The organism is Pseudomonas azerbaijanorientalis, assembly GCF_019139795.1.
Lineage (GTDB): Bacteria > Pseudomonadota > Gammaproteobacteria > Pseudomonadales > Pseudomonadaceae > Aquipseudomonas > Aquipseudomonas laurylsulfatiphila.
The window spans coordinates 2164669-2190267 of record NZ_CP077078.1 but is presented as its reverse complement, the minus strand read 5'-3'; the positions used below and the strand labels follow the sequence as shown (position 1 = coordinate 2190267).

The following is a 25599-nucleotide window of genomic DNA, read 5'->3' as shown; positions in this document are numbered from 1 at the left end:
GGGCGGAACACACGGCATGCACTCCCACACTTCAAGACGCACCTTCGTCAAAGGGCTGGCCATCGGCGGGCTCTTCGGCGGCCTCGGGTTATGGCGCACGCCGGTCTGGGCGATCAGCAGCCCCGGCGAACCTCAGGTGTTGGCCGGTAATGATTTCGACCTGTTCATCGGCGAATCCCCGGTCAACTTCACCGGTAGCCCGCGCACAGCACAGACCATCAACGGTGGCATTCCCGGCCCGCTGCTGCGCTGGCGTGAAGGCGATACGGTAACGCTGCGGGTGCGCAACCGGCTCAAGGACAGCACTTCCATTCACTGGCACGGCATCTTGCTGCCGGCCAACATGGACGGCGTGCCAGGCCTGAGTTTCAAGGGCATCGAGCCGGGCGGTGTGTACGTCTACCAATTCACCGTGCGGCAGAACGGCACCTACTGGTATCACAGCCATTCGGGGTTGCAGGAACAATCCGGCGTCTACGGCCCGCTGGTGATCGACGCCAAGGACCCGGAACCGTTCCAGTACGACCGCGACTACGTGGTGATGCTCAGCGACTGGACCGACGAAGACCCGGTCGACCTGATGAAGACGCTGAAAAAACAGTCCGATTACTACAACTTCAACAAGCGCACCGTGGGCGACTTCATCCACGACGTCAGCGAAAAAGGCTGGGGGCCGACCGCCGCCGATCGCAAGATGTGGGCCGAGATGAAGATGAACCCCACTGACCTCGCGGACGTCGGAGGCGCCACTTACACCTACCTGTTGAACGGCCAGGCGCCTGACATGAACTGGACCGGGGTGTTCCGCCCGGGGGAAAAGCTGCGGCTGCGCTTCATCAACGGCTCGGCCATGAGTTACTTCGACGTGCGCATCCCAGGCCTGAAAATGACCGTGGTCGCTGCCGATGGCCTCCATGTCAAACCGGTGAGCGTCGACGAGTTTCGCATTGCCGTGGCGGAAACCTTCGACGTTATCGTCGAACCGACCGAAGCGGCCTACACCCTGTTCGCCCAGGCGATGGATCGCACCGGCTACGCACGCGGCACCCTGGCGGTGCAGGCGGGACGGGTAGCGCCACTGCCGGCACTGGACCCACGCCCTCTGGTGACCATGGATGACATGGGCATGGCCGGCATGGACCACGGCAGCATGGCGGGCATGGATCACAGCAACATGCCCGGCATGCAGTCCCACCCCGCCTCGGAAACCGACAACCCGCTGGTGGACATGCAAGCCATGTCCACCTCAGCGAAACTCGACGACCCCGGCATGGGCCTGCGCAACAACGGGCGCCGCGTGCTCACCTACTCCGACCTGCGCAGCACCTTCGAAGACCCGGACGGCCGCGAGCCTGGCCGCACCCTTGAGCTGCACCTGACCGGGCACATGGAAAAATTCGCCTGGTCGTTCAATGGCGTGAAGTTTTCTGATGCAGAACCGCTGCACCTCAAGTACGGCGAACGGCTGCGGATCGTACTGGTCAACGACACGATGATGATGCACCCCATCCACCTGCACGGCATGTGGAGCGACCTCGAAGACGAGAACGGCGAGTTCATGGTGCGCAAGCACACCATCGACATGCCACCGGGCTCCCGGCGCAGCTATCGGGTCACTGCCGACGCACTCGGCCGCTGGGCCTATCACTGCCATCTCCTGTACCACATGGAAATGGGCATGTTCCGTGAAGTTCGCGTGGAAGAATGAGGTGCACCCCATGATTCGATTCACCCCGGTTTTTCTCGCACTCGTGACCTCGACGGCGATGGCCGCCAGCGACGGCATGCAAGGCATGGATCACAGCCAGATGGACCACAGCCAGATGCAAGGCATGGATCATAGCCAGATGGACCACAGTCAGATGCAAAGCATGGACGAGGGCCAGATGCAGCCCGCCGCCCCCAGCGAAAGCCGTACGCCGATCCCGGTGCTGACCGATGCCGATCGCGCGGCGGTGTATGTCGATCCCGCCGGCCACCATGTGCACGACAACACACTCAATTCGTTTTTCCTCGCCGACAAACTGGAATGGCAGGACGCCGATGACGGCAGCACCCTGGCCTGGGATTTGTCCGGCTGGGTCGGCGGCGACATCGATCGCCTGTGGCTGCGCTCCGAAGGCGAGCGCACCAACGGCGTGACCGAGGACGCGGAAATCCAGGCCCTGTGGGGCCACGCCATTTCCCCGTGGTGGGACGTCGTCAGCGGCGTGCGCCAGGACTTCAAACCCGGCGCCCCGCAAACCTGGGCCGCCTTCGGCGTGCAAGGCATGGCGCTGTACAACTTCGAGGCCCAAGCCACGGCCTTCATCGGCGAAGGCGGCCAGAGCGCCGTGCGGCTGGAAGGCGACTACGACATTCTGCTGACCAACCGGCTGATCCTGCAGCCGACCGTCGAACTCAACGCCTACGGCAAAAACGATCCGCAACGGGGCATCGGCGCGGGGCTGTCCAACACCGAAGCCGGCCTGCGCCTGCGCTACGAAATCCGCCGGGAATTCGCGCCTTACCTCGGCGTGACCTGGAACCGCACCTACGGCAACACCGCCGACTACGCCAACGACGAAGGCGAGGATCGCAGCGAAGCCCGCCTCGTGCTCGGTGTTCGGATGTGGTTCTGAACAGACTCACCCAAAACCAACAACAACCGCTTCGAGCGGTAAAGGACCTTGCATGCGCCTCATCAAACCCACCGCCGTCGTTATCGCGTTACTCAGCGGTCTGCTCATGAGCACCCTCGCTCAAGCGCACCCCAAACTGCTCGCCTCCACCCCTGTGGAAGGTGCAGAAGGTGCGCCGCCCGACAAGATCGAACTGCACTTCTCCGAAAACCTTGTCACCCAGTTTTCCGGCGCAAAACTGCTGATGACCGAAATGGCCGGCATGGCCCACGCCCCGATGCCGGTCAAGGCCAAGGTCAGCGGCGGCAGTGATCCGAAAACCATGCTCATTACCCCGACAGCCCCTCTGGTTGCCGGCACCTACAAGGTCGAATGGCGCGCGGTGTCGTCGGATACCCACCCGATCACCGGCAGCGTCACGTTCAAAGTGAAATGATCGATGAGCGACTCGGCCAACGTCGTTCTGCGGTTTGTGTTGTATGTGGATTTGATGCTGTTGTTTGGCGTGGCGCTGTTCGGGCTCTACAGCTTCAAAGGACAGGAACGGCGATCCGGGACGGTGCTGCCCTTTCGCCGATTGCTGACGGGAACTGCCGGGCTCGGTGCGCTGCTGTCCATCGTCGGCATGGTGCTGATGGTCCGCGCCATGAGCGGCGAGTCAGACGTTGCCGAGCTACGCCCTCACCTCGAGATGATGCTGTTCGAGACAGACGTCGGGATGGCCTGGGCCGTGCGGATGATTGCGTTGGCGGTCGCAGGCCTGGCGGTGATGCTCAACCCACGCGCCCCCGGTCTCAGCCTGGTGATCGCCAGCACTGCCGGCGGCATCGCCCTCGCCAGCCTTGCCTGGAGCGGGCATGGCGCCATGGACGAAGGCAGCCGTCGTTACTGGCACTTCACCACAGACATCCTGCACCTGCTGGTAGCGGGCGCGTGGCTCGGCGCGTTGCTCGCGTTTGCGTTGATGGCGCAACCCCGGATCCTGCAAACCGAAGCACGCATTCGTTTGCTGGCTCACGCCGTCAGCCGATTCGAGCTTGTCGGTGCGCTGATCGTCGTGATCATCACCGTGACGGGCGTGGTGAACTACCTGTTCATCGTCGGGCCGAGACTCGATGAGGTTTTACTCAGCCATTACGGAATTCTGCTGGCGATCAAAGTGCTGCTGTTTGCCGGGATGCTGGCTTTGGCGGCGCTGAACCGTTTTCATCTTGGCCCCTTGCTGCAGCGGTCATTGCGGGAGGGCCAGTATCGCGTGGCAGCCCATGTACTTCGGCGCAGTGTGGCAGCGGAAATGGCCGCGGCGGTTTTGATCGTGGGCTTGGTGGCGTGGTTGGGGACGTTGAGCCCGGAAATGGAATGAGCCATCTACAGGGGGGCGTTGATTTTTCACACCGGTGAAAGTTTCACTACACTCCCCTTTCAAAACCACTCCAGCACAAAAGCCCGATAACAATGACGAAAATCAAAAGAGCAATGATGCTCGGCGGCTTGCTCGCATTCACCCTTGGCGTCCAGGCAGAACCTTCGCATCTGGACAGCGTCATGCAACGGGGACAACTGCGCGTTTGCACCACCGGCGACTACAAGCCCTACACCCTTAAAGCCGAGGACGGCGCGTATTCCGGCATCGACATCGCCATGGCCCACGCCCTGGCCGACAGCCTGGGCGTCAAGGTCGAGTGGGTGCCCACCACCTGGAAAACCTTGATGCCCGACATGCTCGCCAGCAAGTGCGACATCGCCATGGGCGGCATTTCGGTCACCCTGGAACGGCAGAAAAAAGCCTACTTCAGCAACATCCTGGACGTCGACGGCAAAATCCCGCTGGTGCGTTGCGAAGACCAGGCGCTGTACCAGACTGTCGAACAGATCAACCGGCCCTCGGTTCGCCTGGTCGAACCCGCCGGCGGCACCAACGAAGCGTTCGTCCACGCCTACCTGCCCCAGGCGCAATTGCAGCTGCGCGATAACCTGAGCATCTTCCAGGAACTGCTGGATAAAAAGGCTGACGTGATGATCACCGATGCGTCGGAGGCGCTGTATCAGCAGAAGCTCAAACCGGGCCTGTGCGCCGTCAACCCGACGCACTACATGCAATACGGCGAAAAAGCCTACCTGCTGCCCCGTGACGACATTACCTGGAAGCTGTACGTCGATCAGTGGCTGCACCTGGCCAAGGCAACGGGCATCTATCAGAAGATTCGACGGCAGTGGCTGGCGGTGCCTGAGGGCAAATAACGGCATGGACAATGAGCAGCACGGATGAATTGCAAACCTACAATGCCAGCCCGAAATGGCAGGAACGTTTCGCTTTTTTTGATCAGTACGGCGGCTCCAAAAGCCCCCGGATAGCAAAACGGTGGAAATCACTCCACCGTTTTGCGTCATCGGTCAATCGCGGTGCAACAACCCCGCACCATACTCGCCGAAGCTATTGCCCAGCGCACTGCCATGGAAATTCATCTGGTTGGCGTTACTGTGGGTGGGTCCCGGACCAAAGCCGGCTGGCTGCACCGAGTCGGCCGAATAATCACGATGAGTACTCACACCCGAACAGGCGCTCAATAGCACGGCACCTGCGATTAGCGAGACCTTGACCAGGTTTGCGATCATTTTTTTATTCCTGTGGGTTGAGGCGTGGGGACATGACCTTTGGCGGTCATCCTATGCCTCGTCTGTGCCGGGCATCATGAAACAATGCGCAGCGACAGCGTCGGTTCAGGAACCCTGTGCACCGGGCGATATCTTGCCAGGCACACAGGCATAGAGCCCCAGCGACACACCATCAGGCAATGATGTCTGCGCTAGCGAGTGTCGCAACACCAATCAGGGAAATCTCGAACTCCGCAGCCGTGTCGGCATCGGTGCTGCCGGACAGGATGCCGCCAGCGAAGCGCAGCTGCCCCGTCGCGTTACTGCTGAAGGCGTTCGCCCCGATAAAACTGAAAGCATCATTGACCGCGGTGGCCACGTTGGCGTCCAGGGTCGACAGGTCGATTTTGTCGCCTTCACTGGTTTTGAAATCCCCAATCACATCCCGCAAGGTGCCCAGGCCCATTTCGCTCAAGGCATCGAAGTCGAAGCGATCGGCTCCGAGATTGCCATTGAGCCGGTCAACACCCGCCCCGCCTGTCAGCAGGTCGTTACCCGCGCCGCCATTGAGCACATCATTGCCCGCGCCCCCGTTGAGGGTATTGGCAGCCGTATTGCCGGTCAGGGTGTCGTTGAAGTTACTGCCGCTCAGGTTTTCGAAAGCCAGCAGCGTATCGCTGCCTGAACCACCGGTTGACTGAACGGTCGTCAGGGCCAGATTGACAGTCACCGCACTGGCAGCAAAGGCAAAGGACGCGGTATCGACACCATTGCCGCCATTGAGAATGTTGTTGCCGGCCCCGGCAAACAGCGTGTTGTTCAATGCATTGCCGGTACCGTTGGCGGCCGTGGTTGCCAACAGGCGCAGGTTTTCCACGTTGGCGCCCAGGGTATAACCCGCCAGGGAGCTGTAGACAGAATCCGTGCCACCGGTGGCGGCGACCGCATTGGTTTCACTGACCACGTCACCCACGTTATCGACAATGTAAATGTCCGAACCGTCGCCACCCACCAGTGTGTCGACGCCGGCACCCCCATCGAGGGTGTCATTGCCGGCGCCGCCATTGAGCCCATCATTGCCCGCGCCGCCACTGAGGGTGTTGGCACCGGCATTGCCGGTCAGGGTGTCGTTGAAATTACTGCCCGCCAGGTTTTCGAAGGCCAGCAGCGTATCGCTGCCCGAGCCGCCCGTGGCCTGGGCGGTGGTGACAGCCAGACTGGCGACCACCGCACTGGCGGCAAAGGCATAGGACGCGGTATCGACCCCGTCGCCGCCATTGAGGATGTTGTTACCGGCACCGGCAAACAGCGTGTTGTTCAATGCATTGCCGGTACCGTTGGCGGCCGTGGTTGCCAACAAGCGCAGATTTTCCACGTTGGCGCCCAGGGCATAACCCGCCAGGGAGCTGTAGACAGAGTCCGTGCCGCCAGTGGCGGCGACCGCATTGGTTTCACTGACCACATCACCGACGTTATCGACAACATAAGAGTCCGAACCGTCGCCACCCACCAGTGTGTCGACGCCGGCACCCCCATCGAGGGTGTCATTGCCGGCGCCGCCATTGAGCCCATCATTGCCCGCGCCGCCACTGAGGGTGTTGGCACCGGCATTGCCGGTCAGGGTGTCGTTGAAATTACTGCCCGCCAGGTTTTCGAAGGCCAGCAGCGTATCGCTGCCCGAGCCGCCCGTGGCCTGGGCGGTGGTGACAGCCAGACTGGCAATCACCGCACTGGCGGCAAAGGCATAGGAAGCGGTATCGACCCCATCGCCGCCATTGAGAATGTTGTTACCGGCCCCGGCAAACAGCGTGTTGTTCAATGCATTGCCGGTACCGTTGGCAGCCGTGGTTGCCAGCAGGCGCAGGTTTTCCACGTTGGCGCCCAGGGTATAGCCGGCCAGGGTGCTACTGACCGTATCCGTGCCACCGGTAGCCGCGACGGCATTGGTTTCACTGACCACATCACCGACGTTATCGACAACGTAAGAGTCCGAACCGTCGCCCCCAACCAGAGTGTCTGCACCGGCACCGCCATTGAGGGTGTCATTGCCCGCGCCGCCACTGAGGGTGTTGGCACCGGCATTGCCGGTCAGGGTGTCGTTGAAGTTACTGCCGGTCAGGTTTTCGAAGGCCAGCAGCGTATCGCTGCCCGAGCCACCGGTGGCCTGCGCGGTCGTCAGGGCCAGGCTGACCGTCACCGCACTGGTGGCAAAGGCGTAGGACGCGGTATCGACCCCGTCGCCGCCATTGAGAATGTTGTTGCCGGCACCGGCAAACAGCGTGTTGTTCAATGCATTGCCGGTACCGTTGGCGGCCGTGGTTGCCAGCAGGCGCAGGTTTTCCACGTTGGCGCCGAGGACGTGGTTCGCCAGGGTACTGTTGACCGTATCGATGCCACCGGTAGCCGCAACGGCATTGGTTTCGCTGACGACATCGAACAGGTTATCAACGAAGTAGATGTCGGAGCCGTCGCCGCCAGTCATCCTGTCTATGCCGGCACCACCGTTGAGCGTGTCGTTGCCGGCATCGCCGTTGAGATGGTCGTTTGCACTGCCGCCCGTGAGGGTGTCGTTACCCGCCCCGGCATCGATGACTACGCTGCCGACACCCGCCCAGGTCAGCACGTTGGCCGCAGCATCGCCCGCCAGGCCGGTCAGCTTGTTGCCGCTGGCATCGAAACGCTGGAAGTAAGTGCCTGAACCTGCGCCATCCTGGCCGATGGACTCCCACACCACCACATAACCGCCATCAGTCAGCGTAGTCACCCGCGTGATGATCTGATCGCCCGCTACCGTCGTGTTGACACGGGTCTCCGCACCGATCAGAGCGCCACTGGCATTAATACGCTGGGTGAAAACGCCATCGACATCACCCGGGCCATTGCCCACCCAAGTGACCAGGTAACCACCATCGAACATTACCGAGACGTGAGCCTCTCCCTGAGCACCAGTGGTCGTGGTGTTGACCCGGGTCTGCGGGCCAATCTTGCCACCGGCGGAGTTATAGAGCTGGGAAAATACGTCTCTTTGTTCCACTCCGGTAACAGTATCAGGGTAAGACTCCCAGACGAGCAGGTAATTGCCGTTGGCCTGCACAGCGACCATATGCTCGGACTGGATATCCACAGAGGGTGTGTTGACCAGGGTTTCCACACCGACCTTGGCGCCAGCCGAGTTAAAGCGCTGGGTGAAGATGCCGTAGTCATCTCCCGGGCCACTCCCCTCCCACACCGCCAGGTAACCACCGTCGGGAACACCAAAAATCTGTGGAAAATCCTGAGGCCCCGCAGTGGTAGTGTTGATGTGAACTTCCCCACCGACCTTGACCCCGCTGGCATTGAAGCGCTGCAGAAAAGACCCGAAGTCGCCAGCGGTCTCCTCTGCCCCCCATGTCACCACATAACCACCGTCGGCCAGGGCGGTAATTTCAGGGGAATCGCGCAAACCTGCCGTGGTTGTATTGACCACAGTTTCGCCACCGACCTTTGCCCCGCTGGCACTGTACTGTTGGGTAAAGAGGCACTGTAGCCCCCCGGTATTGAGGCCGGACCAGGTCACAACGTAACCGCCGTTAAGCAACCCGACCACCGAAGGCTGACTCTGCTCGCCCGCCAGCGTGGTATTGACCAGCGTCTCGCCCCCCACCTTGGCACCGCTGGCGTTATAGCGCTGGGTAAAGAGGCCGGTGGCGTCACCCACACCATTGCCTTGCCAGGCAATGACAAAACCACCATCGATCAACCCGTAGATATTGGGATCTCCCTGGTCCCCTGCAGTCGTGGTGTTGATCAGAGTTTCACCAAAATTTGGCATGGCATACACCTTCTGCGGGATGACGAGTCGGGGAGATTTGAGAGTTTGAGGATAGATGGGTGCCATCAAAACGCTAGCTCGTCTGTCGGGTATGGATCCGATTTATGGGGGGTTGGGGGAAGGGGTCGTTGAAAGGAGTGTTTGAGCCAACTGGTGATTTGATTGGTTCGATGTTTAAAACTGTATGGAAACGAACACCGGTGAGGCGGTCGCGCAAGTTGCAAGGTAACGTCGTTTCCGTTTGCGACGCATCCAGACCGGTCGCTCTTTTCACTTCGGTGTTAAGACTTCTTTGGCGTAGGCCTGACAGGCCACCAAGGCGATCAGTCCATGGTGGCCTGCATCAGAGATGCCGATAATTCGCCGAGCATGCGCCGGTCAAATTGGGCACTTGTGACATGAACTACGGCGCCAGCCTCGATAGCGCTAGCTAACACCGTAAAATCCAGGCTCCTCTACCAACGCTCTTGCTCGACTGGTCTTCACACCCCACCAACCGGATCAACATTATCCAACGCCCGATTCACCAACAACTCCCCCACCACCGCCAACTGCTGAATCGACAGCGCCAGACTGCGTGGCGAGCCTTCGAGCTTGCAGGCCAGATCGGTTGTCAGGACGTTCAGCGACGCGAGGGTTTCGCAGGCGTGGCACAGCAAGGTTTCGGTGTCGACGTCGGGAAGGATGGTAAAGACGTGGCAGACGGGGTCGGCGTGATTGGGGTTGCGCAGGCGTTTACTGACGATGCGATGGCTGGCTTCGGATAGCTGGTCGAGATCAAGTGAGTCGCAAGCTGCTGAAGCAACAGGAGGATCAGGCGTGATTTTTTTCATTGTTGTCGTTCCTAGAATTGAATGAAGGAACTGCCAGCATCACTTCCACATGATGGGTGGCAGCTGTGCGCAGGTGTGGAAGACCGGGGATCTAGGAACCCGGCGCACCCGAAGATGCCCCGCGCACAGCCGCCATAATTTAACAGCAGACATGAAAAAAGCGCCTGCCTAAATTCAGGTGGCGCCTGTGCGCCTAGATCTTCTGAAGGGCTTCCACACCCTTGTCGCTGAATTTGCAGCGACTCAAAAAGGCTATCCGGGTGGCTGAGGCAGTGCAATGTGGGCGATGGGGACGTGTGTTGCGGGAAATCTCCGACATTTTCGCGCTGAATTAAACAGACCTGATTGCCGGTATTCGGACTCCTGAGCCCCGTCATCCCATTCCTGATAAACTCCCCCTCCTCCCAGCCTCACCGATTCCAGATTGCCAATGTCCGCAGCCAACGCTTCACCCGCCCCGCTCTCCCGCCGTTTCTCCGTCGCACCTATGATGGACTGGACCGACCGCCACTGCCGCTTCTTCCTGCGCCTGCTGTCGAAAAACGCCCTGCTCTACACCGAAATGGTCACCACCGGTGCCTTGCTCAATGGCGATCACGAGCGTTTCCTGCGTCACAACGAGGCCGAGCATCCGTTGGCCCTGCAGCTTGGCGGCAGTGTGCCGCTGGACCTGGCGGCGTGTGCGCGCATGGCGCAGGAGCATGGTTACGACGAGGTGAACCTGAATGTCGGCTGCCCGAGTGATCGGGTGCAGAACAATATGATCGGCGCGTGCCTGATGGGGCATCCGCAGTTGGTGGCCGATTGTGTGAAGGCGATGCGGGATGCGGTGTCGATTCCGGTGACGGTCAAGCACCGTATCGGGATCAATGGCCGGGACAGTTACGAGGAGTTGTGTGATTTCGTCGGCACGGTGCGGGATGCCGGGTGCACCAGTTTTACCGTGCATGCGCGGATTGCGATTCTGGAGGGGTTGTCGCCGAAGGAGAACCGTGACGTTCCGCCCCTGCGTTATGACGTGGCGGCGCGGTTGAAGGCGGATTTTCCTGAACTTGAGATCATTCTCAACGGTGGCATCAAGTCGCTGGAGGCCTGCCACGAGCACTTGCAGACGTTCGACGGCGTGATGCTGGGCCGCGAGGCGTATCACAACCCTTATTTGATGGCCGAGGTGGATCAGCAGCTGTTCGGCAGTACGGCGCCGGTGATCACGCGTGCCGAAGCGCTGGCGCAGTTGCGGCCGTATATCGCGGCACACATCGATGCCGGCGGTTCGATGCACCACATCACGCGGCATGTGTTGGGGCTGGGCACCGGGTTCCCGGGGGCGCGCAAGTTTCGGCAATTGTTGTCGGTGGATATCCACAAGGCCAAGGAGCCCCTGGCCTTGCTGGATCAAGCGGCCGGGTTGCTTGAAGGGCGTTGATGCGCGGTTGTTCTCGCCATTAAGCCAGGCGGTTTGATCCGCCTGGTTCGCCTGTCAGCTGGCGGCCGCTGCCGTCCAGTTCACCCAACCGAATACCCAGGTCGCCAGGATCAACAATCCGAAAACAATCCGGTACCACGCGAAGGCGGCATAGCTGTGGTTCGCAATGAACTTGAGCAAGCCGCGTACGGCGATCATGGCGAAAAAGAACGCTGTGACGAAGCCCAGGGCGAAAACCGCCAGGTCGCCGGCCTGGAACAGCTCCCGGTACTTGTAGCCTGAATACACCGCCGCACCGACCATGGTGGGCATCGCCAGGAAGAACGAGTACTCGGTGGCTGCCTTGCGCGACAGGCCAAACAGCAACCCGCCGATAATGGTCGATCCGGAACGGGAAGTGCCCGGTATCATCGCCAGGCATTGCGCGAAGCCTACCTTCAGCGCATCCGGCCAGCGCATGTCGTCGACATGGTCGACGTGCACCACGTGGTCCCTCTGCTCCGCCCACAACATGACAATGCCGCCCACGACCAATGCAACTGCCACGGTAATCGGGTTGAACAGGTAGTGATGAATCTGGTCGGCGAACAAGACACCCAGAACGACGGCCGGAAGAAAGCCGATCAGCAAGTTCAGCGTGAAGCGCTGTGCATTGCGTTGGGTCGGCAGTCCTTTGACGATCTCTGAAATCTTGCGGCGAAACTCCCAGACAACGGCAAGAATGGCGCCCAGCTGAATAATGATATTGAACGCCATGGCGCGTTCACCGCCAAACTCCAGTAAGTCCGCAACAATAATCTGGTGGCCCGTACTGGAGATGGGCAAGAACTCGGTCAGGCCCTCTACCGCGCCCAGTACCACCACTTTGAAAAGGGTCCAGAAATCCATCAATCCTCCGTCAGACCGTTCTTTGGGAACGATCCGTCAACTGTACTCAGATATTGAGTAGCTCAAGCAAAACAATCGAGACATCCACACCCATTACCTGATGTAGCGAGGGAGAATATGTCTTATCAAAAGACACACTCAAGCCATGTTAATAATCGTCCGGGTACGAACAGCCCGGAAAATATTTAGGTAATTAGTAGAAAAAAGTCTCGCCACTCAATAAAGTGTGATCGCTCTCACAGTATTTGGGTTCTTACTGGATTCATCACCTTGGCCTGAATAGTGGCACGTAGTGGGCCAAACAGTGGCAAAAGGACATAAAAACAAATCGCCATCGTTTCAAAATAGTGGCACAATTCCATATTGCCACCATCTAAGGACGATATTTCACTAGTTCAGCCTGCCGAGAAAATCAACTAAAAGCTTGAAAAGCTTAACTATTGTTAGAAAACTCGAGAGCCACGTCTAAAATTGGCGTAAATGTTACCAATTGTCAGTCACAGATGAGAACCGGTGCTTTAACATCCCGATGTCAGCACCTATTCGAGTCAATGCATGATGCTTACAGGGAACTTAGCGACTAGAAGCCAGCGCCCGACTAACGATGAACCCGGAGTTCTCACTCTGGGTCGTACCCGTGGCGTGGCTGAACATTTTAGAGCGCTAGTCGCAAGGCATGTGCGGACCGATATGGCACTAGATGCCAATTCCTACACTAGTTCATTCAAGAAGAATGAACGCTCTGGTTCGTACCGCGCCATCTTCATCATCATCGACAGCCCCCAGGCCCTCGAGGAAAGCCTCGCGCTAGTGGAAAACCTGCGCACCAGCAACTTGAAACCCATCATTTGCGCGGTGATCACGGGCCGAGGCAGCTACAACAAGATCAAGTATTATCTTGCGGGGGCCGACTACTGCATCAAGTTCAATACCCTTTCCGATGAAAGCTCCGAGTTGCTCGCCGAGTTCTTCAACAGTGAAGAATGGCAAAGAGATATCAATTTGATATTGGACCCCACCCGTATCTGTCTACTGGGCACCAGCAAGAAGCTGGACATTTCCTTTGCAGAAATGAAGATTCTGGAAGCCTTTGCGCAAACCAGTAACCACATACTAAGCCACGATGAAATCGCCAACATCATGGGGCTCAACACCAACTTTTATGACCCCAGGGCGCTGGAAAAATCAATCAGTCGCCTTCGTGGAAAAATCAAGGACATGTATGGCACAAACGCCATCCAGAGCATCCGGGGGCATGGGTACCGGTTGATGAGGGGGCTGATCTCGACTCCCTGACACACAGCGTGGCTGGCGTTTTAATATCAATTCAACAGGCGATTTTCCTCAACGATACAAAGGTCTCGACTTCATCGTTTTTTTTGTATTTCATACTGACGGCACCTATCGATTCCATCACCGAGGCAACATCGGACCATAACAATAAGAGTTTATTCTGTAGCTGTAGATCGAGTGGAACCTATCGAGGGCCAAATTTGGGCCCAGACCCTGCCTTTCGATTACTTCCGAGGGAGTCTTTACTCCCCTGCCGATCATCTTTTCGCCAAATTTGGTGTGTACTTCAGGAGAGAGACATGGAAACTAGTACAACCCTCCCAAGGAAATACTTTGTCGTCGTGACCCACAGCACTACGTCGCAGCGTGAACTTGAGACCATCCTGTCCAGTGAGCGCTTCAACTCGTTTGGCACCTCCCAGGCACAAATGTTTGTTGAAGGTGTTGCTTCGCCCTCTTCCGCTCCCGTGCTGATGGAGTTCAGCTACCCCAACGTTTCAAGGAAAAACGTTGCGCGCAGTATCGAACACGACACACAGCGACTATTGGCCACCCTGGAATCCGAATGGCTGGCAGCGCAATCGACGAATCCATTCCACAGCATGCCGGCAACTGCCGGGGCAGCCAACGATATCTCGCGAACAATCGAGGGCGACACTCCTTACAGCGAAGCCTGGCAACTCGACAAGGATCAAAGCGTATTGGCAAAAGAGGGCGTCGAAATCAGCCTGACCGGATTGGAAGCCGCGCTGGTAAAGAAAATGTTGCACCATGAAGAGCGTGTCGTCAGTCGCGACGAACTGATCCTCAGCATCGGCAGGGAGCCGGAGCAATATCGCGGCCTGGAAATGTGCCTGAGTCGGCTGCAAGACAAATTCAAATTGGCCAGTAACGGTGAGCGCCTGTTTCGCGCAGTCAGAAATCGCGGCTATTGCCTGATCCAGGAAGTCGTGGCGTAAACACCCCAACCTTTAGCAATTAAAACAAACAGAAACAGTGCGATTACAACAATAAAAAAAGCACTCTGTTTGGTTTCAACCTCCGCGCTGGCACAACCCTCTTATCCCCACCCCTCCTACAATACCAAAGACCACTCTAATTATTCACCCACTTCCCTTCGACCTTTTCTAACGCTCGACTTTTTCTAAAATCCTGATAGTTGGCACTTTGCCATCTTGTTAGAACTCGTCAGACAGTATCTTCGCCAATAACTTAGTCTATTGACTGACGACAGTTCGGCATATCGACGTTGTTACCTCAGGACACTCGCTCCAACAACAATAACAAGTCTGCTTAACAACTCGGATTTCAACTGTCGAAACCTGAATGGACGTCTTTTGGGGATATTGTATGGATCTTACTCTTAGTATCAATCGAAACACTGGCCTCAAGGGACTTACCTTTTGGGGACAATGGGCACTGGCACAGGGCTTTGTAGTTTCTCTGTTGTTCATACTTGCTGAACGGCACACCGGATCGGTCGAGTTCTATTACCGAATGTGCGCAACGCTCGCCGTCCTGGCCTCGGTTCCGGCTTATACGTTCAGCGGTGTGTACCGCAAAAGAGACAATTATCTGTCAGGGCTGGGACGCCTGTTCATGGGCTGGTCCATGACGATGGCGGCGCTGGCCTGCATCGCGTTTATCTGCAAGGCCGATGAGCTGTTTTCCCGCCAAGTCATCCTGGGTTGGGCGGTGTACGGTTTCCTTGGACAGGCATTGCTGTATGCGCCGCTGCATGCGTTCTCGAAGTTCTACCAGCGGTCACGTAAAAGCGAGCATAAAACCCTGATCGTCGGCACCGGTGAACTGGCACTGGGATTGGCGAACAAGCTGAGCGACCTCGAGAACCTGCCATTGGTGGGCCTGGTCAGCAACGGCGCCCTTGCGTCCCTGGAACCCGGCGCACCCCGCATCGTCGGCGCCCAGGAAGACCTGCTGGATCTGATCAAGACCCATGACATCCGTCGTTTGTACATCACGCTGCCCCTCTCGGAAGCGGCACAAATCGAAGCCATGTACGTCGATTTGCTGGATGCCAACGTTGACGTGGTCTGGGTGCCGGACTTGAATAGCCTGACGCTGCTCAATCACTCGGTGAAAGTCGTGGACGGCTTGCCGGCGATCTACCTGAACGAAAGTCCGCTGACCAGTCGGCCCACTGCGGCGCTGAGTAAAAGCCTGGCGGAAAAAAGCGTGGCCCTGCTGGCCATTATCCTGCTGAGCCCGGTGTTGCTGCTCATTGCACTGGCCGTAAAACTCAATTCGCCCGGCCCGGTGTTCTTCAAGCAGGACCGGCATGGCTGGAATGGCAAAGTGATCCAGGTGTGGAAGTTCCGCTCCATGCGGGTGCACGACGATCATGAGGTCAAGCAGGCCAGCCGTAACGACTCGCGCATCACCGCCGTCGGACGCTTTATCCGTCGCACGTCGCTGGACGAGTTACCGCAACTGTTCAACGTGCTGCAAGGACACATGGCACTGGTCGGCCCGCGCCCTCACGCCATCGCGCACAACAACTACTACTCCGGGAAAATTCTCGCCTACATGGCCCGCCATCGAATCAAACCGGGCATTACGGGCCTGGCGCAAATCAATGGTTGCCGCGGCGAGACGGACACCATCGACAAGATGCAGAAGCGTGTCGAGATCGACCTCAAGTACATCAACAACTGGTCGTTGTGGCTGGACCTGAAGATTCTGGTGAAGACGCCGTTCACCTTGTTGTCGAAAGACATCTACTGATGTTCTAGGGCTGCACCAGGCAACATCGCAAGGGGACGCAAGTCCCCTTTTTTGTGGCTGTGATTCGGGAGTTGGGCGGCTACCCGAATCTCCGGTCCACCAATATCTCCCTGTGGGAGCGTGGCTTGCCCGCGAAAGCGTCGGGTCAGCCAACATCAATGCTGGATATGCCGACGCCTTCGCGAGCAAGCTCGCTCCCACAGGTTACTCGGTGATCTTCTCGAAGTTGCGGTAGAACATGTCGTCGTCACGACTGTCGGTCATGGAGTGCAACTGGTAGCTGCGATTGAGCCGTGCACCGCCGTCCCGGGTCAGTGGCGACCAGACGAGGTTGGCGCGGCGCATGGTCGACATACTCATCAGTTCGTCGAACGGAATGGACAGGTAGATGCCTTTGTCGAAACTACCTTCGCCGTATTCAGCGCCGGTGGCGGTGGTGATCGTTGCCCAGGCGCCAAACCGTACGCCGTTGGAAAACTCCCGCGAGATATCCAGGGTGCCGCCCCAGTCACCCGCCAGGTAGCGCCCGACGCTAACGGCTGCCAGCGTATCGTAGGGCAAGTCGGTGTAGCCGGTGATGTGGCCGGTCACCACGGAATAATCACGCAAGCCAAACCCTTGGTCGAACTCCCGCTGGCGGACGTAGTTCAGGTCCGCGCCCACCGACCAGCGCTCGCCGGTCGGACGGAACAGCACCTCGCCCCCGACGCCGGCAAACATCGACTCCAGGTAGCCACCGTACACCATGCCATACAGGTCCTTGTCCAATTGCTCGGCATGGCTGAACTGGAACAACGGCATGGTGACATCGGACGTGGTCATGTACTGGCGCAAGTCCGTGCGCACGCGGGGCAAGCCGCTGGGTGCGTCATAGGTGAACTTGTCGAAGTTGTTGATCAGGTTGGCACTGAGCAAGCCACTCCACCAGGTGTTTCGGTTGAAGCGGTACTCGGCGTCCGCGTCGGCGCTGAACTGATAGAGCAAGCCATCAGGGCCACCCACGTTCTGCTTGAAGCCCAGCCCGACGCCATAGGAGAACGGCTGCATCGCTTCGGTGTAGAGGGTTTTCTCGTTGTGCGGCATCGCCGGATTGACCTCGGTGGTGCGGTGCAGCGATTGCAGAGGCTCCTCGTTGTTGATCACCTCGCGGAAGGTTTGCCGAGGCACGCTGGTTTCTTCAAGCGGCAGGCCGTAGCGCTTGTTCACCACGGTGAACCAGTCGATATCGTCGTTGACGCTGTTGTCCAGAATCCGGCTCGCGCGGCCTACGGCCTTGGCCGAATGGAAGTAACGCTGCTGCTCGCCATACACGATCAATTCGGAATCGCGCTGACTGATGCGCTCGACCTTGTACCCGGCATTTTGCTGCAGGCGCCGGGACACATCGGCCCAGTTGACCTGATCCATCCCGGTGCTCGGCGCCTTCGCCGGCAAGGGTTCAGCCGGCGGGTCGAATGTCTTGGCCGGTGCCTTGCGGCTGGCGAAGTTGGTGTGAAAGGTGACGCCGAACATCGCCGTGTTGCCGCGCTCCCAGGCCGCGCTGACGTCGATCGAGTCAGTCAGCTTGAACACCGCGCCAAGGTTGATCGGCGAATCCTGCTTGATCTGGTTGTCCTTCGGCTCGTGCTTGTAATCGTTGCCTTCGTATTCGAGTTTCAGGCTGAGTCGATCCCAGGGCGTCTGGTAGCTCACGCCGCCGAACAATGAAGGCTTGCCGCGAAAATAGGCACCGGTGTTGACATCACCGGTGCCTTCGCTGTCGGGCCGGGTCTTGAAGCGATCGTCGATATAGCCCAGCGGGTTTTCGAAGTCGCCGCGGTTGCCCAGGTAGCCCCAGGCAATGCCGGCGCTGAAATCAAAATTATCGTAGCGCTTGTTGGCCACCACGAACTCACTGGAGAACAGGCCTGTACCACCGATGTCCCGGAAACCCAAGGCCACCTCGGGCGCCCAATGGGTTTCTTCCCACAGGCGGGCCTTGAGGTCGACCGCCTTGTCCTTATAGCTCTGGTTGCCGCTCAACGATTCGGGGCCATAGGGACGGTTGGTGATCGCGGTGTAGCGAAACGAACCTTCCAGCCACTCAAGCGGCTGAAGTGAAACGCTGTAGCGACTGTAGGGGTCGGTGCGGTTGGCATTCAGGCTCAACTCACCGGCCGGCGCCATCCGCGCCGTCGGCGTTTGCAACAAGCCCGCGCCACCGAAATCATTCTGGGTAATGCGTGGTTCTGCATAAGCCAGACCACACGGCAATAACAATACGGCTGCAAAACGTAAATTCAACGAACCACCTCAGCCAGCTGCGTGGCAATAAATTCGGCCAACTGCTGATTCAGTTCAGTGACAGGCGGATCAAGGTCATCGGTTTTGACCGGGACCAGAATCCTGCTGCCGGCGACAGGTATCTGCCCGCTCTCGCGATTCCAGTGCGCAATGCCGACGCGCCGGGTGACGCCGTTGGGCTGGATCAACCACAGGTAATCGGCGTCCGCATCGACCAGCGGCGTGCAACCCTGCAGGTAATCGCGGGCCTCCTGCAGTGGTTGATAGGTCAACCTGCACGACTCGGCGACAGCGCCGAGCACCTCGACTTCGTCGACCCGCAACGGGTAGATGAGGCGATCGCCGTCGTCCAGGCGGATGTTGCGGGCAAACCCGACTTCCACGGCGACCGGGTCCAGAACGGCCACCTGGCGCCCGGTGACCGGCATGCGCCGGACTTGCCCGGCCAATCGCACCGCCAGGGCAGCCCGGCTCGGCCTGTCGAAAAGCACGGCCATGCGCTGCAACACGTCCAGATCGAACAGCACCCCGGCCTTGAGCCGGGTCTGTTGCTCGAGCAGGGACTGACGAAGCAATACGCCCGCCAACCAGTAACTTTCGGCATTGGGCTGGGCCACGTTGATCACATCCAGCAACCGCCCGCCCGCCGGCAGGTCGACCGGCCCCGGGTTGGCCACGTCACCGGTGACAGTGACCGCTGCATGGCTGACGCTGGCGATCAACAGCAGGCACGCCGATAGAGCCCTGACCCGCTTCACCGGGCATGCCTGCGGTCAGGGGTCAGTTGCACGATCTTGACCCGCAGTTGCGAGGTCAGTTGCTGCTCACTCTGCACAATGAAACCGTCAACGGGATCGACCCAGTAACGATTGGTCGCACGCAGGCCGATGGCCGGCGCGTCAATCTGCTCATCGACCCGTAGCACGGCGTATTCCTTGTTGAGGATTTCCAGGGTTTCCATGGATTTGCGCGAGAAACGACTGTTCAAGGTCACCCCGACTTCCTGGCCCTGGTAGAGATCGATCCAGCGCTGGCTGGTGTAGCCATCGGGCACTTGATGAAGGCCTTGCTTGAAGGGCGAGACGTCGGCAAGGCGCGTCCCGTCCAGATCGCCGCCCAGGCCCAGGCCGATGCTGCGCACCGCCAGGCCATCGCGCATGAGCAGAACCTGTTTGCCGGACGCGACCCAGAACTGCAGGTCGTCGCGCTCACGCACCAGTGCCAGCACGCCGGAACCGGACGGTGTGGTCAGCTTGAGCTGGGGATAGCGGACATCCGCCACCTGGGCCGCTGTCACGTCCAGCTCATCCGGCCCTGACACCGCCGATTTGAGGTTGGTCAACGAAGCGACCATCAGCGGGTTACAGCCACACAACATCAAGGCCGCTATCAAGCAGACGCCAACTTTCAACGTTCTCACGATCGGACCCGGCCTTAATTGCTGTTGTTGCTGACTTCACTCATGTTCTTCGCCGCGGAAGCGCCCGTACCGACAATCGATGCCGACGGCACCAACTGGCTGATGAAGCGATTCCAGCGAGTCACGTTGGCAGGACCTACATAGACGACGTCCTGGGGACGTACTTCAAAGTGCGTGGCCAGCGCCATGGCGGTGGGTGATTCGGCTTGCAACTGGTAGACCTTCGCCGGCTCCAGATCGAGGTTTTCAACCCCCCTGATCACGTACACGGCATTACCGTTGGAGGTGGTCTGACTCAATCCGCCGACCGAGCCCAGCACATCGGACAGGTTCATGGTGGCGGTCTTGAAGCTCAGTGCACGCGGCTGGTTGACCTCACCCATGACGTAGATGCGCTTTTTGTCGTTGTATGGCAGGTACAACTGGTCTCCACCCTTGAGGTAGACGTTCTGCAACTCGGAATCCGACTGATTGAGCGTGTCGAGATTGAGCGTATAGACCCGCCCGTTTCGCGTCAGCAACAGACCGGACAAGTCGGCGCTCGCCGTATCGATACCGGCCGAACCGAGGGCCTCGACCACACTGAGCGGGTTGGTGGAAATCGGTTGTGGACCGGCCTTCGAAACGGCGCCCGTCACCACGACTTTCTGGCTGGAAAAGCGCAACACGGCGACATCCACTTGCGGCTCCGCGATGAAGGCCGACAGCCTGGCTTCGATGTCCGCCCGCAGTTGCTGGACGGTTTTACCGGCCGCCTGGACCTCTTTGATAAACGGGTAGTAGAGCGTGCCATCGGCCCGCACCAGGCGACCGTTGGCGTCAATCTGCTGTTGCGCGCCGGAGGGCGCCGTCAACTCCGGGTGATCCCAGACCGTGATGTACAGGACATCGTTGCTGCCGATGCGGTACTCGGCCGGCGCCGCCAGCAACTCCGCCGGCACGGACTCACGCTTTTGCGTGGCCCTGTTCATGGAGATGAGCTTGGGTGTGATCGGAATGAGCTCGACCCGGCTGCTCTCACTGGCGCCCTGACGCGTGATATCACTGGTGCTCAGGTATTGGCCGGGGGAAAACATGCAACCTTGTAAAGCGATGCTTGCCAACATTAAAAGAGAAAAACTACGAGTCATAATGGCACTACGCTATTCAAGGGCGAATCTAAAAACAAAGTCACCCGATTTGCATCGGGCGACCTTGTACTGCACCAACAGGTGTTTCAGTTAGTTGTGCGTGCCGGTTGTACCCGTGGTACCTGTCGTACCCGTCGTACCGCCGTTTGCACTTCCACCACTGTTGGACGCCGCTACAGCACTGGCGACCATTGCAGTACTGGCTGCAGTGGCTTGAGTCGCCGCCACGTTACCCAATACATTGGTCGCAGTTGTAAGCGGCGCTTCTACCGCGGACGCCCAGTTGCTCAACATCGTCAACAGGGCAATTGCCATCGCTTTCTTCATATCAACTCCTTTCTAACATTCAACCTGATAGAAATCGGGCATTACGTTAGAGGTGGTAGAGTTCAAGTCCGCGAAAAGTGCGAACAAGATCCGTTGTTCTTTCACAGTCTTACCCAACTGATAAAAGTCGAACGGCAGGTTTATATCTACGGGCTTGCAAAAGGCATGGCCAGTGTATTTTCCCGACGTTATCTAACAACCTGACCGGAAATAACATTGGGCTAAAACGCCATCATCCCAGGTAGCCTTTGGGGTGATTCGATTGCCAGCGCCAGGTATCAACGACCATGTCCTGCAAGTTGCGCGTAGCCTTCCAGCCCAGCTCTTTCTGCGCCTTGGAAGGGTCGGCCCAACTCTCGGCGATATCACCCGAGCGACGCGGCATCATCCGATAGGGCACCGGCTGGCCGCACGCCTGCTCGAATGCCCGCAGGACTTGCAACACGCTGTAGCCATCGCCCGTACCCAGGTTCCAGGTATGGATGCCGGTGCGTCCGGCGATGGACTGCAAGGCCTTGAGATGCCCGTCCGCCAAGTCCACGACGTGGATGTAGTCGCGTACGCCGGTACCGTCGACCGTGGGGTAATCGTTGCCGAAGATCGACAACTCCTGCAGGCTGCCCACCGCCACCTGGCTGATGTAGGGCACCAGGTTATTCGGAATGCCGCTCGGGTCCTCGCCCAGATGACCGCTGTCATGCGCGCCGATCGGGTTGAAGTAACGCAACAGCGCGATGCTCCAGCGCGGTTCGGCCAGGCTCAGGTCGCGCAGCACATTTTCGACGATCAGCTTGGATTGACCGTAGGGATTGGTCGGGTTGCCCGTGGGGAAATCCTCGCGGATCGGCATCTGCTCCGGCTCGCCGTATACCGTGGCCGATGAACTGAACACCAGGCGAAACACCCCGGCAGCGGCCATCGCCTGACACAGCGTGATGCTGCCGCTGACATTGGTCTCGTAATACTCAAGCGGCTTGCGCACGCTCTCGCCCACGGCTTTGAGACCGGCAAAATGCAGGACGGCATCGATGGCGTGCTGCTGGAAAATCCGGTCCAGCAAAGCCCGGTCGCACACATCACCGCGAATCATCAGCGCGCTCTTGCCGCAAATGGCTTCCACCGCGTGCAATGCCGCGTCGCTGCTGTTGCAAAGATTATCCAGCACAACGACTTCATAGCCTGCCTCAAGCAGCGCGAGCGTAGTGTGCGAACCGATATATCCAGCTCCACCCGTTACCAGAATTTTCATAGCGCGGTCCATAGTGGGAAAAGTGCGAAGTTGCGTGTCAAGCCCCTCTTGTTAAAGCTGTGTGCTGAACCACACAAATAAGAGCGACAACAACCCAAAACAAAATTAGTTCAACGACTGGCAATAAATATTTTTTCAGGCCAAACTGTATTGCGGAATACTTATTAGCATTCCGACGCACTCACCACTATCAACAGATACCGACTAAAAATAACTAACAACTATCAACCCGACATCTCATAACATTGTCGCGTTATCCGCACATTGCTATTTGCCACTAGTGGCCAGACTCAGGTATTAAAGTAAGCCTTCAATAATCATTGAAACTTGCAATCACCCGTTATTGCGCGCACCCGTTGGCTGTGTTCCATGACTGTCCAGGATACTTTTATGATTCGTAAATGTTTGTTCCCCGCTGCCGGCTATGGCACTCGTTTCTTGCCGGCGACCAAAGCCATGCCCAAGGAAATGCTGCCGATCGTCAACAAGCCATTGATCGAGTACGCCGTCGAAGAAGCACGGGACGCCGGCCTGCAACACATGGCGATCGTCACCGGGCGGGGCAAGCGCGCGCTGGAAGACCACTTCGACATCAGCTATGAGCTGGAGCACCAGATTCGCGGCACCGAGAAAGAGAAGTTCCTGGCCGGGACCCGCGAGCTCATCGACACCTGCACCTTCTCCTACACCCGCCAGGTGGAAATGAAGGGCCTGGGCCACGCGATTCTCAGTGGCCGTCCGTTGATCGGCGACGAACCTTTCGCCGTGGTACTGGCCGATGACCTGTGCCTGAACCTGGACGGTGATGGCGTCCTCACGCAAATGATCGAGCTCTACAAGAAATTCCGCTGCTCGATCGTGGCGATCCAGGAAGTCCCCCGCGACCAGACCCACAAGTACGGCGTGATTGCCGGCGAGCCGATCTCCGACGGGATCTACCGGGTCAACAACATGGTGGAAAAACCGGCCCCGCAGGACGCCCCCTCGAACCTGGCGATCATCGGCCGCTACATTCTGACGCCGGATATCTTCGACCTGATCGCCGACACCGAACCGGGTAAAGGCGGGGAAATCCAGATCACCGACGCGCTGATGAAACAGGCGCAGAACGGCTGTGTGCTGGCCTACAAGTTCAAGGGTTTGCGCTTCGATTGCGGCGACGCCGAGGGTTACCTGCAGGCGACCAACTTCTGCTACGAAAACGTTTACTTGAAGGGCCGCTAAGACGGCTCCATCCCCCGACGCCCACTTTTCATTCAGGCAGGCCAACCATGAACATTGCACAACTCTCGGCATACATTGAAATGGAGGTGGGCAACCTCGGGGTGATGTCCTCGTTATCGCGCCATCAGCGGTTGCCGAGCGCCAACGAATCCTGGCTCGGCCCAACCCTGCTGGTGGAACGAATCGGTATGTTTCCCTCTTCCGGAGACATCCGCCGGCCGATGCTCGACCCCTATCCCCTCCTCGCTCACCTGAAAAGGCTTTACCGCGGGCAGGCGCTGGAAATCGATGACCGCGATGGACTGAAAGTGATTTTCAGCGACTGGCGGTTCAGGGTACGCATTTGCTGCAACGACCCGGCCATCATCATCAACGTGGAGACCCGTTGTGCTACGCAACTGATGCCGCTTAAAACCGCAGAGTTGCTGAGCCACCTGGAGCCCTTCGAGAAAGGTTGAACGGCTACTCGAAAATTGTCGCTACTTCCGTAGGAGCTGCCGCAGGCTGCGATCTTTTGATCTTGATCTTAAAAATCAAAAGATCGCAGCCTTCGGCAGCTCCTACATCAAGCCGCAGACATTCGAAAAATCCGAAAACAGTCGCAGCTCCTACATCACGCCGGCATCGCAGCTGTCCTGTCCGCCAGCAATCCAGCGATAAAAGAAATCGGCAATCACTCGCCCACCCGTGGCCGGAACCGGATGAATCTTGTCCGGGCCGATCATGGTGGCAGCATAGCGCTTGAAGTCGGTACCGAACGCGCACTGCAGATTGGCGTAACCGAGGTGTTCCTTGCGTGCCCAGGGTTCCAGGACTTGTGCATAGGCCGACATCGGGTAAGCGCTGGAACGTGTGGTGTCCTGACGCAGGATCAGGTTGATGCTCGCCGCCGGTTGAATCTCGCGGACCATCCCCACCAGCCCCTGAATGTTCTTCAGGTACTGCTCGGGTTTCACGCCAAAACCCTGGTCGTTACCACCCAGCATGATCAGGTAGATGTCGGCGGGAATCTTCGACACCACCGTCTTCCATTGCGCCTGCCAACGGCCATCGCTGTGGTAGAAGTCAGCGGACGCCGCACCGGACGCCGCCAGCTTGGACACCCTGACGCCGTCCTGTTGGTTGCTCATCCATAGCCCGAAGAGTGTTGGCGCGCCTTTCACCACTTCCAGCCGAAACGCCCAGTCTTTCGCTACCGATGTGCCTGGCAGTGACACTTCCTGAACCCCTGAGCCTGCGAGCGTCAATGGCTGCCAGGATTGCGACGGTGCCCAGCGGTAGCGAACCTCATTGGGTTCGCCATTGCCGAGGTAGAGCAATTTCGCCTGGGTGACAGCCGTGTCGATGGCCGGTGTCGGATCGGCATCGATCTCCAGCCAGGCGCCGGTCCGACCGGTAAGGGTACGACTGTCGGGGCTGGCCTGGCCGAGGGCGGACACCTGCCAGTCACCGCCGAAGTATTTTTCGCTGCTGCGGGTGTATTTGAAGTGCGTGCCGCCAAGTGCCGCGCCGTGGTTGAAGCCGACATAGCCGGGACCGGCGAAACCCGCCTCCCCGGCCAGCCGCTGCACCAGTTTGTTCAGATAGAAATCCTGCCCGGCACTGTAGCTGTCGCCGATCACCGAGATGGACAGGACCTTCCCACCCTTCCCTTCGCGCCACTGGCCGAACCGTTCGCGTGCGTCGCCGACCTCGACCACTGACGCCGCAACAGGCTGGACGTCATCAACTGCCAACATGCATCGCTTCCTTCA

At 58.7% G+C, this 25599-nt stretch carries 22 protein-coding genes and 1 pseudogene; 11 read left to right on the top strand and 12 right to left on the bottom strand.

Annotated features, from left to right (window positions below; translation table 11 throughout):
* Nucleotides 1-16 precede the first annotated feature (16 nt).
* The 5 genes from KSS91_RS09485 to KSS91_RS09465 all read left to right on the top strand — a co-directional run bounded on the left by KSS91_RS09485 (nt 17) and on the right by KSS91_RS09465 (nt 4862).
* Nucleotides 17-1708 carry a copper resistance system multicopper oxidase gene (locus KSS91_RS09485; protein ID WP_217837724.1) on the top strand — a complete coding sequence of 564 codons (1692 nt, stop codon included), beginning with the start codon at nt 17-19 and terminating at the stop codon, nt 1706-1708.
* Between the two features lie 10 nt (nt 1709-1718).
* Nucleotides 1719-2621, top strand: coding sequence for a copper resistance protein B (locus tag KSS91_RS09480; RefSeq protein WP_217837723.1), 903 nt, complete (start codon nt 1719-1721; stop codon nt 2619-2621).
* A gap of 52 nt (nt 2622-2673) precedes the next feature.
* Nucleotides 2674-3057, top strand: coding sequence for a copper homeostasis periplasmic binding protein CopC (gene copC / locus KSS91_RS09475; RefSeq protein WP_015095927.1), 384 nt, complete (start codon nt 2674-2676; stop codon nt 3055-3057).
* Between the two features lie 3 nt (nt 3058-3060).
* Entirely contained in the window at nt 3061-3984 is a 924-nt protein-coding gene (copD, locus tag KSS91_RS09470; RefSeq protein WP_217837722.1) for a copper homeostasis membrane protein CopD, read from the top strand.
* 92 nt (nt 3985-4076) lie between these two features.
* Complete coding sequence (locus tag KSS91_RS09465) at nt 4077-4862, top strand: transporter substrate-binding domain-containing protein (RefSeq protein ID WP_217837721.1); 786 nt, start codon at nt 4077-4079, stop codon at nt 4860-4862.
* Nucleotides 4863-5015: 153 nt separating this feature from the next.
* Here KSS91_RS09465 and KSS91_RS09460 read toward each other — a convergent pair whose 3' ends face one another.
* The 4 genes and pseudogenes from KSS91_RS09460 to KSS91_RS09450 all read right to left on the bottom strand — a co-directional run bounded on the left by KSS91_RS09460 (nt 5016) and on the right by KSS91_RS09450 (nt 9860).
* Nucleotides 5016-5237 (bottom strand): hypothetical protein, encoded by a 222-nt coding sequence (locus tag KSS91_RS09460; protein ID WP_217837720.1) that lies wholly within the window; start codon nt 5235-5237, stop codon nt 5016-5018.
* Nucleotides 5238-5409: 172 nt separating this feature from the next.
* Nucleotides 5410-9027: a beta strand repeat-containing protein gene (locus KSS91_RS28570; RefSeq protein WP_217837719.1), complete on the bottom strand. Its 3618-nt coding sequence runs from the start codon at nt 9025-9027 to the stop codon at nt 5410-5412.
* Between the two features lie 270 nt (nt 9028-9297).
* Nucleotides 9298-9405 (bottom strand): annotated as a pseudogene (locus tag KSS91_RS28730) (lysis protein); the annotation flags it as partial.
* Nucleotides 9406-9509: 104 nt separating this feature from the next.
* A complete protein-coding gene (locus tag KSS91_RS09450) occupies nt 9510-9860 on the bottom strand; it encodes a DUF6124 family protein (protein ID WP_217837718.1) in 351 nt (116 codons plus the stop codon).
* Nucleotides 9861-10290: 430 nt separating this feature from the next.
* Here KSS91_RS09450 and dusA point away from each other — a divergent pair, with 430 nt between their 5' ends.
* A complete protein-coding gene (gene dusA, locus KSS91_RS09445) occupies nt 10291-11286 on the top strand; it encodes a tRNA dihydrouridine(20/20a) synthase DusA (protein WP_217837717.1) in 996 nt (331 codons plus the stop codon).
* A gap of 54 nt (nt 11287-11340) precedes the next feature.
* Here dusA and KSS91_RS09440 read toward each other — a convergent pair whose 3' ends face one another.
* Nucleotides 11341-12174, bottom strand: coding sequence for an undecaprenyl-diphosphate phosphatase (locus KSS91_RS09440; protein WP_217837716.1), 834 nt, complete (start codon nt 12172-12174; stop codon nt 11341-11343).
* A gap of 555 nt (nt 12175-12729) precedes the next feature.
* On the opposite strand from KSS91_RS09440, the gene KSS91_RS09435 reads away from it, so the two are divergent.
* The 3 genes from KSS91_RS09435 (at nt 12730) to KSS91_RS09425 (ending at nt 16212) form a co-directional block, all read left to right on the top strand.
* Nucleotides 12730-13470, top strand: a complete 741-nt coding sequence (locus KSS91_RS09435; RefSeq protein ID WP_217837715.1) for a winged helix-turn-helix domain-containing protein — start codon at nt 12730-12732, stop codon at nt 13468-13470.
* 296 nt (nt 13471-13766) lie between these two features.
* The gene (locus KSS91_RS09430) at nt 13767-14426 is read left to right on the top strand and encodes a winged helix-turn-helix domain-containing protein (RefSeq protein WP_217837714.1); all 660 of its coding nucleotides are present in this window, start codon (nt 13767-13769) and stop codon (nt 14424-14426) included.
* A gap of 391 nt (nt 14427-14817) precedes the next feature.
* Nucleotides 14818-16212, top strand: a complete 1395-nt coding sequence (locus KSS91_RS09425) for an undecaprenyl-phosphate glucose phosphotransferase (RefSeq protein ID WP_217837713.1) — start codon at nt 14818-14820, stop codon at nt 16210-16212.
* A 204-nt stretch (nt 16213-16416) separates the two neighbouring features.
* On the opposite strand, the gene KSS91_RS09420 is transcribed toward KSS91_RS09425, so the two are convergent.
* The 6 genes from KSS91_RS09420 to galE form a co-directional block, all read right to left on the bottom strand.
* Nucleotides 16417-18495 (bottom strand): YjbH domain-containing protein, encoded by a 2079-nt coding sequence (locus KSS91_RS09420; RefSeq protein WP_217837712.1) that lies wholly within the window; start codon nt 18493-18495, stop codon nt 16417-16419.
* A complete protein-coding gene (locus KSS91_RS09415) occupies nt 18492-19253 on the bottom strand; it encodes a capsule biosynthesis GfcC family protein (protein ID WP_217837711.1) in 762 nt (253 codons plus the stop codon). Before KSS91_RS09415 ends, KSS91_RS09420 begins: the two co-directional genes overlap by 4 nt.
* Entirely contained in the window at nt 19250-19915 is a 666-nt protein-coding gene (locus KSS91_RS09410; protein WP_217837710.1) for a YjbF family lipoprotein, read from the bottom strand. The genes KSS91_RS09415 and KSS91_RS09410 overlap by 4 nt, the downstream gene beginning before the upstream one ends.
* A 14-nt stretch (nt 19916-19929) precedes the next feature.
* Entirely contained in the window at nt 19930-21045 is a 1116-nt protein-coding gene (locus KSS91_RS09405; RefSeq protein ID WP_302470001.1) for a polysaccharide biosynthesis/export family protein, read from the bottom strand.
* Between the two features lie 90 nt (nt 21046-21135).
* Nucleotides 21136-21372, bottom strand: a complete 237-nt coding sequence (locus KSS91_RS09400) for a hypothetical protein (RefSeq protein ID WP_102698709.1) — start codon at nt 21370-21372, stop codon at nt 21136-21138.
* 232 nt (nt 21373-21604) lie between these two features.
* Nucleotides 21605-22621: a UDP-glucose 4-epimerase GalE gene (gene galE / locus KSS91_RS09395; protein ID WP_217837708.1), complete on the bottom strand. Its 1017-nt coding sequence runs from the start codon at nt 22619-22621 to the stop codon at nt 21605-21607.
* Between the two features lie 390 nt (nt 22622-23011).
* Here galE and galU point away from each other — a divergent pair, with 390 nt between their 5' ends.
* Both galU and KSS91_RS09385 read left to right on the top strand, forming a co-directional pair.
* Nucleotides 23012-23845, top strand: a complete 834-nt coding sequence (galU, locus tag KSS91_RS09390; protein WP_217837707.1) for a UTP--glucose-1-phosphate uridylyltransferase GalU — start codon at nt 23012-23014, stop codon at nt 23843-23845.
* A 47-nt stretch (nt 23846-23892) separates the two neighbouring features.
* Complete coding sequence (locus KSS91_RS09385; protein WP_217837706.1) at nt 23893-24303, top strand: mannose-1-phosphate guanylyltransferase; 411 nt, start codon at nt 23893-23895, stop codon at nt 24301-24303.
* A gap of 150 nt (nt 24304-24453) precedes the next feature.
* On the opposite strand, the gene KSS91_RS09380 is transcribed toward KSS91_RS09385, so the two are convergent.
* Nucleotides 24454-25584 carry an SGNH/GDSL hydrolase family protein gene (locus KSS91_RS09380; protein ID WP_217837705.1) on the bottom strand — a complete coding sequence of 377 codons (1131 nt, stop codon included), beginning with the start codon at nt 25582-25584 and terminating at the stop codon, nt 24454-24456.
* Nucleotides 25585-25599 lie beyond the last annotated feature (15 nt).

Bases quoted from the DNA above. Each gene is read 5' to 3' on its own strand.
- KSS91_RS09380 (WP_217837705.1), bottom strand. From the start codon at position 25,584: ATGTTGGCAGTTGATGACGTCCAGCCTGTTGCGGCGTCAGTGGTCGAG.
- copC (WP_015095927.1), top strand. From the start codon at position 2,674: ATGCGCCTCATCAAACCCACCGCCGTCGTTATCGCGTTACTCAGCGGT.
- KSS91_RS09430 (WP_217837714.1), top strand. From the start codon at position 13,767: ATGGAAACTAGTACAACCCTCCCAAGGAAATACTTTGTCGTCGTGACC.
- KSS91_RS09465 (WP_217837721.1), top strand. From the start codon at position 4,077: ATGACGAAAATCAAAAGAGCAATGATGCTCGGCGGCTTGCTCGCATTC.
- galU (WP_217837707.1), top strand. From the start codon at position 23,012: ATGATTCGTAAATGTTTGTTCCCCGCTGCCGGCTATGGCACTCGTTTC.
- galE (WP_217837708.1), bottom strand. From the start codon at position 22,621: ATGAAAATTCTGGTAACGGGTGGAGCTGGATATATCGGTTCGCACACT.
- KSS91_RS09400 (WP_102698709.1), bottom strand. From the start codon at position 21,372: ATGAAGAAAGCGATGGCAATTGCCCTGTTGACGATGTTGAGCAACTGG.
- copD (WP_217837722.1), top strand. From the start codon at position 3,061: ATGAGCGACTCGGCCAACGTCGTTCTGCGGTTTGTGTTGTATGTGGAT.
- KSS91_RS09385 (WP_217837706.1), top strand. From the start codon at position 23,893: ATGAACATTGCACAACTCTCGGCATACATTGAAATGGAGGTGGGCAAC.
- KSS91_RS09435 (WP_217837715.1), top strand. From the start codon at position 12,730: ATGATGCTTACAGGGAACTTAGCGACTAGAAGCCAGCGCCCGACTAAC.
- KSS91_RS09460 (WP_217837720.1), bottom strand. From the start codon at position 5,237: ATGATCGCAAACCTGGTCAAGGTCTCGCTAATCGCAGGTGCCGTGCTA.
- KSS91_RS09440 (WP_217837716.1), bottom strand. From the start codon at position 12,174: ATGGATTTCTGGACCCTTTTCAAAGTGGTGGTACTGGGCGCGGTAGAG.
- dusA (WP_217837717.1), top strand. From the start codon at position 10,291: ATGTCCGCAGCCAACGCTTCACCCGCCCCGCTCTCCCGCCGTTTCTCC.
- KSS91_RS28570 (WP_217837719.1), bottom strand. From the start codon at position 9,027: ATGCCAAATTTTGGTGAAACTCTGATCAACACCACGACTGCAGGGGAC.
- KSS91_RS09480 (WP_217837723.1), top strand. From the start codon at position 1,719: ATGATTCGATTCACCCCGGTTTTTCTCGCACTCGTGACCTCGACGGCG.
- KSS91_RS09450 (WP_217837718.1), bottom strand. From the start codon at position 9,860: ATGAAAAAAATCACGCCTGATCCTCCTGTTGCTTCAGCAGCTTGCGAC.
- KSS91_RS09425 (WP_217837713.1), top strand. From the start codon at position 14,818: ATGGATCTTACTCTTAGTATCAATCGAAACACTGGCCTCAAGGGACTT.
- KSS91_RS09405 (WP_302470001.1), bottom strand. From the start codon at position 21,045: ATGACTCGTAGTTTTTCTCTTTTAATGTTGGCAAGCATCGCTTTACAA.
- KSS91_RS09485 (WP_217837724.1), top strand. From the start codon at position 17: ATGCACTCCCACACTTCAAGACGCACCTTCGTCAAAGGGCTGGCCATC.